This window comes from Candidatus Berkelbacteria bacterium (assembly GCA_016432625.1).
Lineage (GTDB): Bacteria > Patescibacteriota > UBA1384 > 2-12-FULL-50-11 > 2-12-FULL-50-11.
Map to the genome: position 1 here is coordinate 560,166 of CP066697.1, position 12,535 is coordinate 572,700.

General features: G+C 51.0%; 5 protein-coding genes. All 5 read left to right on the forward strand.

The features are described from left to right. The first annotated feature begins 5 nt into the window (after positions 1-5). Positions 6-8,051 carry a hypothetical protein gene (locus HY845_03155; protein ID QQG51530.1) on the forward strand — a complete coding sequence of 2,682 codons (8,046 nt, stop codon included), beginning with the start codon at positions 6-8 and terminating at the stop codon, positions 8,049-8,051. Beyond that, the gene (locus HY845_03160; protein ID QQG51531.1) at positions 8,051-9,013 is read left to right on the forward strand and encodes a hypothetical protein; all 963 of its coding nucleotides are present in this window, start codon (positions 8,051-8,053) and stop codon (positions 9,011-9,013) included. Before HY845_03155 ends, HY845_03160 begins: the two co-directional genes overlap by 1 nt. 60 nt (positions 9,014-9,073) lie before the next feature. Continuing rightward, positions 9,074-10,204, forward strand: coding sequence for a hypothetical protein (locus HY845_03165; GenBank protein QQG51532.1), 1,131 nt, complete (start codon positions 9,074-9,076; stop codon positions 10,202-10,204). A 37-nt stretch (positions 10,205-10,241) separates the two neighbouring features. Beyond that, complete coding sequence (locus HY845_03170) at positions 10,242-11,255, forward strand: DUF916 domain-containing protein (GenBank protein QQG51533.1); 1,014 nt, start codon at positions 10,242-10,244, stop codon at positions 11,253-11,255. Between the two features lie 77 nt (positions 11,256-11,332). Beyond that, a complete protein-coding gene (locus HY845_03175) occupies positions 11,333-12,487 on the forward strand; it encodes a hypothetical protein (protein QQG51534.1) in 1,155 nt (384 codons plus the stop codon). The last annotated feature ends 48 nt before the right edge of the window (positions 12,488-12,535 follow it).

A 12,535-nucleotide genomic window follows, 5' to 3' on the forward strand; every position in this document is an offset into this window, starting at 1 on the left:
GAAGTATGGAGGGGAAACTAAGGGGGCGCATAGACGGCGTGTATCGTTCGGGCGTAACCTTGCTCGCTAATACCTGGAAAAACCATCCGTACCGTTTCCCCGTGCTGTTGATAGTTTTCCTCTTATCACTCACTGTCTCTAACTCACTGGTCTTTTTCCCGAAAAACGAAGACGGCACGCGAGCCGAAACCGCCAAAGCCTCCACTTACCAATTCGTTCCGACAGGCGGTAACTTAGTGACCGGTACAGATTTGAACGCCAACTCCTTGCTTGCTGCGGCAGCCGAGGGTGTCAACACCGGCTCATGGAAAGGCACATTGGCCGACGACAACTTTCACTGGGTAGTTGACATGCTGGCTTCCGGCACGCCCAACGTCAATATGCAACTTGATCTAGGGACAGCTAAACTGACAAATGCCAATAAGTTACTGATCCAAACCGAGATTGACATGGATAACGCCAGCCACTTGCTCACGGTGCAGATCTGTGACTGGGTCTCTTCTACCTCTGTTGACGCGGCAGCTGATAGTCAGTGCACAACTGGTGGATGGCGCTCCCTAAACAGCCAGAATGCTTCAAACGCTGATGTAACAATTGGACTGACAACAAGTACCGGTTTTCAGTGGCATATTTTTGACGGCTACTTTACAACAGGTACGACCGGTGGTTCGGCGATCTCAACGCCGCTAACGAATTTCACTAGCAGCGACACACAACCCATCCGTATCCGCTACTGGTCAGATTCTGACGTCACTTGTAGCTCCGACTGCAATTTGGGAATAGATTTTCTGCGCGCCACGGCTTTCGTTGATTCGATTTATCATCCAGCAGGTGTGGTAAATCAAAATGGCAGCGGTGGGGCATTAGCCGGAACGTATGCAAACGCTCACGTCGTTGGTAACTCGTCCACGGCTCAACAATCTGTCACCGCCGGTAACGCCGTTTATCTGACTGGAGCAGGAACGGCAGGGTCAGTGGCAGACTATTATCTTGTCTTCAAGAATGTCAAAACATATACCGGCGCAAATACTTTCTACTTCAAGGCTGACTACTCTTGCTCGGCTGCGACAGCTGGATTGGATCATAAATTTTCTATTTATAACTTTGCTACTACCACCTGGGTTGATTTAAACTCGGCGGTGATTGCGTGTTCGGTGACAGATGCCACCAATGCGTGGGCTGAGAATAATATTACGCCGTCTGATTTTATCGACGAATCGGCAAGTGACGAGGTTCGAGTTCGCTTTCTAGGAGACTTAAACAGCACTACGACCTTGAGGATCGATTTCGCCTACTTAGTTCTTGGATCGACTAACGCTGATTCCGCCCAATGTGAGGTTACATGGGGCACTGGAACAGCAACTAACTGTGCTAACACGCGGGATCTAGTTGGCCCGGCAACAGCAACTGTTTTTTCTGACCCGGCCGAAACCCGTTCTAACACTGCTGACAACGACTATTACGCCCTTGACTGCGATTTCAATACAACCGCCAATGAGTGCTCCGCCGCTAATATTGATTTCCCGGTAACCGTTCCCGTCGATGCCCAAGTGGTCGTCAATCACTTCGCGGGCCGATTCGCTGGAGACTTGGTTGGCACAACCAACCCAGATTTGACGGCTCAGATGGGGATCCGAGATTACTCGGGAACCCCCACGAGTACGTCTGGCCCTGGTGGTTGGACACTAGTTGGAGCCAGTTCTGCAACTTTGACACAAATATATACCGATTCAATCACGGCACTGTTGATCGGTACGTATGGAATGCAAATCAACCCAGACGATCACGTTGACACTAATAACAATGAAATGAATCTACGCTTGCGTACCACGCTCTCTGGTTTGGACTCCCAGGATTCTCGCTGGGAGTGGGACTTCGCCATGGTAAGTATTGGCTGGGTGGTTGACTCGTCACATCCAACCCGCGATTACCAATTCGCTCCGACTGGCGATACTTTGGCAGCGGGGACAGAAACCGCTCGCCTTGCTCTAACAGCCGCCGCCAACACTGGTGTTAACACCGGTGGTTGGCAAGGAACTCTTGGCGATGACAACCTCCACTGGACGGTCAATGGAGCTAACGTTGTCGGCACAAACTTTGATGTTCAACTAAACTTTACAACCGCCAAACAAAATGGCGCCAATATGATGTTAATCCAGACTGAGTTTGATACCGACCTAAATATCGGCGCGAAAATCCAAATTTGCGATTGGGTCTCAAGTACGAGCGTCGACGCGGCAGCGGACGGAAACTGTACGACGGGCGGTTGGCGTTCAATCAACAGTCAGGACGCTTCCAATAACGACGTTACCTATACTGGTACCACTGCTGTGGTACTGCAATGGCATATTTTTGACGGCTATTTCACAACTGGTACCACTGGTGGTTCAGCAATCTCAACGCCGCTCGGTAACTTCTTCCATTCCAGTAACGGCGTCAAGATCCGTTACTTCTCGACAACACAAACCGCCACTGCCATTGACATTGATTTCCTCCGTATTCAACCCATCATCGACACCATCTATCACCCGGCATCCGTGACAAATCTTAACGGAAGCGGCGGCGCTTTGGCTGGTACATACGCTAACGCTCACGTCGTTGGTAACACTGTCAGCGCCCAGCAATCGGTTACCGCTGGTAACGCCGTTTATTTAACTGGAGCAGGTACGGCAGGATCAATCGCCGATTATTACCTTTCGTTCAAAAATATCAAAACCTACGCGGGCATGAATACTTTCTACTTCAAGGCTGACTACTCCTGCTCTGCGGCAACCGCTAACTTAGATACCGAGTTCGCGATTTATAACTTCACTAGCGCTGCTTGGGAGGATTTAACGACTGCGGCCATCGCCTGCTCAACCACTGATGCCACGCATGCTTGGGCTAAAAACAATGTCACGATGGCAGATTATATTAACGGTGGTGAGACGCGGATAAGGTATTACGGTGACTTAAACAGTGCTACCACTTTGCGCTTAGACTTTGCCTATCTTGTAGTTGGTTCAACCAACAGCGATACAGCTGATTGCGCCATCACGTTTGGTTCGGGAACGGCAACGAACTGCTCCAATACACGAGATTTAGTTGGGCCGGGGACGGCCAATCGATTTGATAACGCCGCCGAAGATGAATCGGCAACGATGGGAACAGGTGACGCCAATGCGTACTACGCATTCGATAATGAAACAACTCCGGACACCACTGCTGAAGAATCGACTTCGGCCAACATCTCGTTTCCGGTTACGCAACCAACCAACAGCTCGATCGTTGGCGAGCATTACGCTTCCCGCTTCTCCGGCTGCGGTAACACCGGCAATGCCTGTGGAGCTGCGGCGCTGACAGTTCAGGCTGCGTTCAAGGATTACTCCGGCTTCAACGCGGCGCTTGGAGGCTATAGCACACTGGTAGGCGGCACTTCAGGCTCATCGACGTTAGCATATACCGACAGTATTACGGCCATGTCGATTGCTATCTACGGCCAACAAGCCAACCCTGAAGATTATATTGATACGGCGGGCAACAAGATCAACATGCGCTTGCGTCCAACTACTCCCGGCACGGCGGCCAGCAACGTCACCACCGTCTGGGATTTTGCGATGGTTAGTATCCAGTGGATCGAAATCGGCAGCATCATCGATATCCAAGGCAATTCTAGTGTTGCTAGCCAAACAATCGCCGTCGCTATTGATGGCTTACTCCAGGTTGGTAAAACCGCGACGGGTGCTGGCGGCGGCTGTCCGTGTGCTTGGACAATTTCTTCAGTCTTTGTCGGTAAGGGTCGAGCAGTCTTAGTTTGGCACGACGGAGCCAGCGACGCGAACGAATCAAGTGGGATAACCAATTACGACGGGAGCGGCAACATCACTGGCATGGAGCTGACCGCTCACACTCTCTCGGTTGGGTCAACCGACGATCAGTCTAAAACTTACTCTGAGCTAGTTCTTTTCGACAACGATGCGGACGAAGACGTGATGTATAAGGCCGTCTCCAATGCGATAACCGTTGACGCAACGAGTACTTATTCAGACGACACGTTGAATATCTTAAGCGGCGACACCTTGATCGTCGGTGGCAGCGAGACGTTAGCAGCTTACAACATCACAATTGATGGTACCTTAACCTCAGGTGGTGCCACTGCCTATACTATTCAAGGTGACTGGGTCAATAATGGCACCTTCAACGAGTCAACGAGTAACGTGACGATGAACGGCACAACGAGCGAGGATCTAGATTCTGGGTGTAGCGATACTGATACTTGTACAGCCGAGAATTTTTATAATTTAACAATTAATAAAACTGACGGCGACGACGCCAACGACAACGCGACACTGACCAATTTTGGTGTTCGCGTTACCAACATCCTAACAATTACCGACGGTGAGCTGATCCAGGGCACGTTCAACGTTAGGGCCGAAGGCAGCAGCGCTGTCTCCGTGGCCGCGGCCGGTAAATGGACGAATATATCTACCGGGGATGTGAAACTCGGCGGCACCGTCGTCAACGACGGAGCAATAATCCTTAACTCTAACAACGGCACTCAATGCGTTGACGCAGCTAACGATATTGCGATCACCTCGACGAGCGGCGGCTCAGTCCGAACCTGGTCGGGCAGCGGGACAGAGACGATCTATAATGTGGCAGCAACCGATATGGCTGACAGCACAGTTACTGCCTATACCTCAACTCTGACTAATACAACTTGGTCGGTGGGCGCTTGTGGTATCACGATTTCTGGTGGTTGCTTCACCGATGAAGGCGAGGGAACGGGCTGTACTGACGATCCAGCTAGCGAAATTAAGGTGGCTGTGAATGGCACGCCTAGCGGCGCGGTTGACGTTGGTGTTGATAGTAGCTGGTCACTTACCGGCGTCACTCAACCATCAGCCAACGATATTCTGGTCATATATATCAACGCCGAATCGACTGAAACTGAGGAAGCGACTACGGTCATAAAGTACGACGGTGCCGGCGACGTCACCAACGTCCGTCTCTATCTTTCGCAGCTAGTGATAGGCGCTGATTCCGGTTCGACCAACAGCGATCAGACAATCACTGTCGCCGATATGGACACAACCACCAACGGTTACGAGAACAGCGACGATGAGGACGTCCTCTACGACGTCACGGCCGGCGCCGATCTAACCGTTGACGCTGAGGCCAACAAATCCGAGCAGCTCTATATTATTAACGGCGATACTTATCGGCCGGCATCAGGTGGTGGCTCCGACACGTCAACGCTCAACTTAGAGATTGATACGTCGGCTGTGGTTACCGCCGACTCTAACGCCTTTGCTATTGCTGGCGACTGGAATAACAACGGAACGTTTACCGCTAATACCTCAACCGTCACGTTTTCTGGAACATCCAAAACTCTGTCCGGAACAATGACCGGCTCGACCGGCAAGTTTAATGATCTGGTTTTCAACGGTTTGGGCGGAAGTTGGGGTTTTAACGCTGCCGTTGAGGCCGGCAACGATTTCACGGTGACAAACGGAGCAGTGACAGCTAATAACAACAACCTCACTGTTGGGCGCGACTTCACGCTGGCTAACACCGCTGGCGTTTCTTATACTGCCGGCTCCTCAACACTTAATATCACTCGGCACTTCAACGACACTGGCGGCACCAAATTCGTTGAAGACACCTCGACGGTCAATCAAACTGGCACCGGAACGATCACGGTCGGAAACGGCGGCGACTTTAATAACCTATCAATCGGTTATACGGGTTTTACAACGACGCTCTCAAATAACAACTGGGATGTTTTTGGGATAATTACACTTAACGGCGGCTCTGTTACAGGTGGCGGTTCGTACATCAACCTCTTCAGGGGCACGACAGGATCATCCGTTACATTTGCCAGCGCGACAACGCTTTCGGGAACCCAAACAATCTACCACCGTGCCTCGGCCGGAAGTATCACCTACACCATCACCGGCGGTAACTACGGCAGTTGGGGCGTAGTTCCAATCTCTCCGACTGGTATCAACAGCGTCATCTACACGTTAGGCGGCAACTTCACCTCAACTGGGTTTATCCGCTTGGAGGCTGATGATGGAGTGACGGGTAGCACTTTCAATACCAGTGGCTCGAACTATTCCATTACAACGCCCAGTATCACCGTTGCTCCATGCGCACCAACGCGGACAGGTGCCTGGGCAATCGACTTTAATGACTCATCGATCGCCTTAACTAGCACAGTAACGTCATTTGCTCTGGGTTCAAACTGCGGTTCCCATACATTAGATCTGGATACGTCGGATGTGACGGTCAACGGTGGTGTTCAGTTTGTGAACGGCACTACCTCCCTAACCGTTACCCCCGGTTCATCAGATTTCACCTTCGCCCCGACCGCCTCGCAGACCGAAACCTACGCACCAAATGCTCAGTCGCTCTGGAATATGATCATTAACGGCGCTAACGGCGCTGCAACAATCCAGCCGTCCAGCGCCGTCGACGTCAATAACAACTTCACAATTACTGCCGGAACGTACGACACAGTAACCGCTCAGAATTACGCCTTAACTGTTGGTGGTAACTTTTCAAATAGCGGCACCTTCACCGCGCAAAATGCTAACGTGACCCTTGACGGTAGTTCAACGCAAACTGTTAGCGGAACACTAACCGGGGCATCGGCTTTCTATAACCTAATTGTCACAAATGTATCCGGTGCCTCAGCTTCAGACTGCGAGCGAACCGGCTTTACACCATCAGTTGATTTTAATGTTGATGTAACCGCCACTAATAACCTTACCTTCACTACGGCAAACACTCGCATTGAGTACGATGATGGCAATACCTACACCTTCAATAATATTAACTGGAACGGACAAGCCAGTGGCACGCGGATTTTCTTCCGAAATTCAGCAGCCAGCGGCACTTGGCTATTAAAGGTAACTGGTACTCAAACTGCTGTGTCGTTCATTAATGTCTCTCGAAGTGATGCTTCGGTGGTCGGCGGCAGTACCATCGCCGCGACAGATGGAAGTAATGTCAATTGCAACAACAACACCAACTGGGACTTTGGCGCTTCGACCTATGAACAGGCGGATTTCAGATTCGGTAATGAGCCAGAAGACACTTCGACAGACAGCGATTACACCGGCGTACCGGCTGAAAACACTGCTTACCCGACGAACGGAACGGGGGATGTTTTTCGGTTGAGACAATTGATCCACGTGAGCGGTAGCAATCTCAGCATTAGCGGCGAGAATTTCAAGTTACGTTTTGGAGAAAAGACCACCTCGGATTGTACTAGCGGTGTCACTTGGGGCGACGTCGCCTCTGGTTCAGGCGTGATTAGATATTCCAATGGTTCGCCGGCTGACGGCGATAACATAACTAGTAATGCCGGCGACCCAGACCACGCTGGGCACACAAAGCAGTATCAAGATTATGAGGAAGCCAACAACTTTACTAACTCCGTATCAGCAATTAACGTCGGCGAGGACGGAGTCTGGTCATTTTCCCTGGAGAATAACTCTGCCGTTGGCGGAAAAAGATATTGCTTTAAAGTCACTAAATCCGACAATACCGACCTTGATACTTACACCTTCTACCCGGAGGTGATTGTAGAGGAAGAGCTGATTGCCAGTTTGGATGCGACGAGCAAAGATTTTGGCGTGGTTCAACCAGGCGGCAACCCGACTGATGTCAGCTCAACGCTTACTACAAGTACCAACTCTAGTACCGGTTACGTCGTCTACACCTGGTCCACGCAAGCAATGACTCGCGGTAGTTTCACAATCGCCGACTGGACAGGAACTAACGCCTCGCCGACAATTTTCGGTAACGGCAGTTTCGGTTTTGGCTATACGACGAACGATATTACTTTAACGGGAGGCACTGCTGACCGTTTTAACCCAGGAGGCGCTGGTGCTAAGTACGCCGGCTATACTCATGTCGGACCAGGAGACCCAGTTGCCGACCGGACAAGCGGCCCAACGACCGGGCAAACAGATACCGTGACATATCGTCTTGCCGCCGGTGGAAGTCAGGCCGCGGGGAAATACCAGACAGTGATAGTGTATGTTTGGAGCGTCACGTTCTGATGAAAAAACTTATCCTCACAACATTATTACTTTTGCTTCTCCCCGTCGTACCAACTGCTTTGGCTCAAGGCGGGGCAATCTCGCCGACTATCGGTGTTACCCCAGCGAAATTGTTTGAGACCGTTACCCCAGAGAAAAAGCAACAATTTACCATTAAATTACGTAATTTAGGCATCGACCCTCTGCCGCTGACTGCTTCAACGACCGACGTTGACGGTATTACTGACGAAGGGATTCCGGTGTTTAGCGAGGCCGTAGCACCGAGATCGGCTAGCTCGTGGATCGCTTTAAGTAGTACGGACGTCATTGTTTCACCTGGGGAGACCAAAGAGCTCGCCCTTAGCGTTACGCCACCAAAAGATGCCGCACCAGGCGGTTACACGGCAGCGATTATCTTCCAAGCTCAGCTGCCCTCGTACTATTTCGACCTCGATGCGTCAGCTCGTATCCTACCGGCAATCTCGGTCTTGGCCTTCTTCACGATCCCCGGTAGCGGCGAAATACAGGTGGACAAAGTGTCGTTAGAGAGCCTGAAGGTTCCACGAATTGTAGTCAGCACGCCGCTATCGGTAGTGGCGGACGTTAAAAATGATAGTAATTTCTTCGTACAGGCCGACGCCCAGGCCACTATTACTAACGTCATCAGCAAGAAGGCCAAAACCTCAAAGATCGGTTCGATAATCCTGCTCCCTGAAAAAAGTCGAAAATTCATTACAGCATTCGAAGAAGCCATCTGGCCCGGTGTTTACACCGCAACAATTAACTTTACCCAAGGAGATAAGGTTTTAGTTGGCAGCGCTAAATTCGTCGCCTTGCCTTGGGCGTTCATCATCTTACTGGCCTTACTCGCCTTCTTGGCTCTTGGATTTGCCGGACGAAGACGGGTGAGACACGCCTGGTTAGTCTTGCGCGGTAAGGAACATGAGCTCGCCGCTACTAAAAAGCGTCCGACTCTACGTTAAGACTTGACAAAGAAGCGTCGAGGTCTGATATTGGAGTTAATGAGTAGAGGGAGGGCAGTCATGAATCAGTTGCGGGGTTTATTTTACTTGGTCTTACTGTCCGGCTTAGTCGTTGTCAACTTTTGGGTTCAACCAGTTTCTGCTGTTGCACCTGAAGATTTGACCGTCCTCTTATCGGATTCGCGCCCCTCAACGGTTGCTAACTGGACTATTACTCACGATCAAGAAGCAACCGCTCAACTTCAAGCCGCCGATACTTTAGTCTTAACCATACCAACCGGATTCGCTATTGGTAGCGTTGATCAGACCGACATCGACTTTAAGGTCGCCTCAACAGACGAGGTTCTGCAAACTGGTGCTTGTGGCGCCACTGACACGGTTCGCTACACTATTGCCGGTCAGGTAATGACGTTCGACCCGTGCGACAGTTACACCGCCGAAGCCGCTGGCTCGATTATCGAAATTGAGATTGGTTTACACGCCTTATTTACCGACACCGCTAACGCCCAGATCACCAACCACGCAACCCCCGCAACTTACACCGTGACGAGCGATACTTCAGATGAGGATGCTAAAGATGCACTAATTGCGGTTGTCAGTGGGGTAACTGTATCTGCCACTGTCGATGAATCGCTAACCGTTGCCGTTAATGCTGTTTCAGCGGGAGCGGCCTGTGATGATAACGGCGGCACACCAACTGAAATCACCACAACAGCAACAACGGTGCCGTTTGCTACTGTGGCCACGGAAGCATTCTATAACGGGTGCCAGAGAATTGACGTTGATACTAACGCGGCGGGTGGCTACACTGTCACCATTGCTCAGACTCAACTTTTAACTTCGGGCGCAACTACGATTGCCGAGGGAACGTGCGATGGTGCATGTAACGACACCACACTTGGGGGCTGGGAAACAGCGACCAACAACGGTTTCGGTTACTGCGCCGACGATCGAGCTGGTAACGCTGGTGCGGATGCTGGAATTGCCGCGGCGGATCAGTGCGACGATACAACACCTCTCTACTACACCTTCTTCACCGATCCAACGGAACCGACTGTCGACTTCATGTTTTCCTCGGGACCAATATCCGGTGATCAAACTAACGTCTCCTTCCATCTATCAGTGCCAGGAGACCAGTCAGCAGGCACATATCAAAACGTTGTTTACTACGTCGCGACGCCTACTTTCTAAACCTTAACTTCTGTCCTACAATGAGGTGGAATATTTGATGAAGTTAAAGTTCATTTTATTACTCTTAATCGCCTTTTTACTGGGAAGCCTGTTTGCGGTTCCTGGTTTAACGAGCGCTCAAAGCACAACAGCAATTGCTGTATCACCTGTCAGTTTCGATTTTGGCGTTAACCCAGGCGCCACGGAAACGAACGTCCTCAAAGTCACTAACACTTCGGCGGCTGAGCTTCAGCTAGAGGCCCGAATCGAGAATATTGTTGGTGCCGATGACCGTGGACAAGTCACCCTCACGGAGGAAGAAACCGAGTTTTCCCTTACCAAATGGGTAACGGCATCACCGTCGCGATTCACTCTCAAGGCGAAGGAAACTCGAACGATATCATTTACGATCAAAGTCCCCGCCAATGCGGAGCCAGGCGGCCATTATGGCTCCATTCTGATCGGTACTGTGGCAAGCAGCGACCCTGGGGCTAGCACCGGCTCCTCAATTGTTCAACGCGTTGGCTCATTACTACTTGTTAGAGTCGCTGGTACCGCCAAAGAATCGGCGCTGGCGACAAAATTTTACCCCAAGAACCTAGCAGGTAATTGGGAAGCAATCACCAGCGACGATAAAACCACCACGTACTATATCGCTAAAGAAGAAGACTTCAGCAAGGAAGCCGAGAAGCATTATTTCAACGCTGGGCCTGTTGCTTTCAACCTTACCTTCAAGAACAGCGGCAACGTTCACTTTCGCCCCTCTGGGTTCGTGACTATCTACAATATCTTCGGTAAAAAAGTCCAAGAGCTCTCGATCGAGCCTCGCAACGTTTTCCCTGGGGTTGAACGTGACTTAACCGTTATTTGGCCTCAAAGCAAACTCTGGGGCGGGTACTACAGGGCACAGCTGCTTGCGGTATACGGACAGTCAAATCAAACAATAAGTGCTACTACAACATTCTGGGCGTTTCCGTGGGTGGCAGCGGTCATTATTGGCACCTTGCTGGTCTTCATAATCGTGGCCCGTAAACGACTGTTTAAGGTGGTTAAAGTTCTTATCAGGGGTTGATTATGCCCAGGGGGCGGTTATGGGCCATTATTCTTCTCACCTTCCTGTCTGTATTCCAAGTTCCCTCAGCACTGGCAGTGCGTCCCGATTCAGTGAAAGACACCTTGAGCGACTCTCGCAAGGCAACAAATAGCCGACATACCATCACTGTTGATATGTCAGCGACGACAGTTTTCTCCGCAGGCGAGAGCTTCGGACTAACTTTTGGTAGCAACTTTACCCTTCCTGCCCTTTCGGCCAGTGACATCTCATTCGACGACGGTACCAGCCGGACAGTCTTAGCCACTTGCGTTGCCGGCGCCAATAACATCGGCCTTGCTGTTGCCGGGCAGGTTGTGACTCTAAGCGCGTGCGCTGGTTTTACCTCAAGTGCTGCAGGAGCAAGTGTCACTATTGTTGTCGGCACAGGATCAACGCTCGTCTCTAACCCCGCCACATCTGGCATCGCCAGCCTGACAGTCGCCGGTAGCTACGGCGATGATTCACGAACAATAGCAGTCGCTATTATCGAAGGCGTGACTGTCTCCTTAACAATTCCGTTGCCTAACGGCGATGTTCGCTTTACGGGCGATGTCTTCCCCGGAGCGATCGTCAGTATCTTAGACGGTGGTATGGTCGCCGGAACAACGGTCGCCAACGCTGCTAGCTTCTTTGATAAGACGATCCAGGGCTTGCTACCAGGGCTGCACACGTTTGGTGTTTTCGGACAATCTCTCGACGGCCGTCGAACTTTAACCTTAAGCTTCACTATCAACGTTGTCGCTGGCTCCACGGTGACGGTCAGTGGGATTCTACTGCCGCCAGTAATCTCCGTGCCCGCTAGCGAAAAACGGCCAGTTGCGTTAATTGAGTCTGGGTTAGCACGACACAACAGCACCGTAACAACATTCACTAATAGCCATAATCAGATTTCACAACAGGTTTCGACAAATTCAAATGGTGAATGGAGCGTCTCGATTGGCGACGTGCTTCATCTCGGGGGCCACACGGCCTCAGCGCTAGTCAATGACGGCAACGGTAACCAATCTGTCTTAACTGACGCAAAGTCATTTGAAGTAATGCTCTCGGCCGACCTTAACATCGATAACCTTGTTAGCCTAACGGACTTTTCGATGCTAATGTTCAACTACGGCACCTCTAACCCTGCTAATAAGGCTGCCGACATTAACGACAACGGCCCTGTGGACCTAGTAGATTTCTCTGTAATGATGTTTTACTGGACAGGTGGCTAATGAATATTAGACACTGGCCGGTAGAAGCTCGAAGCGTTAGCAAGATGT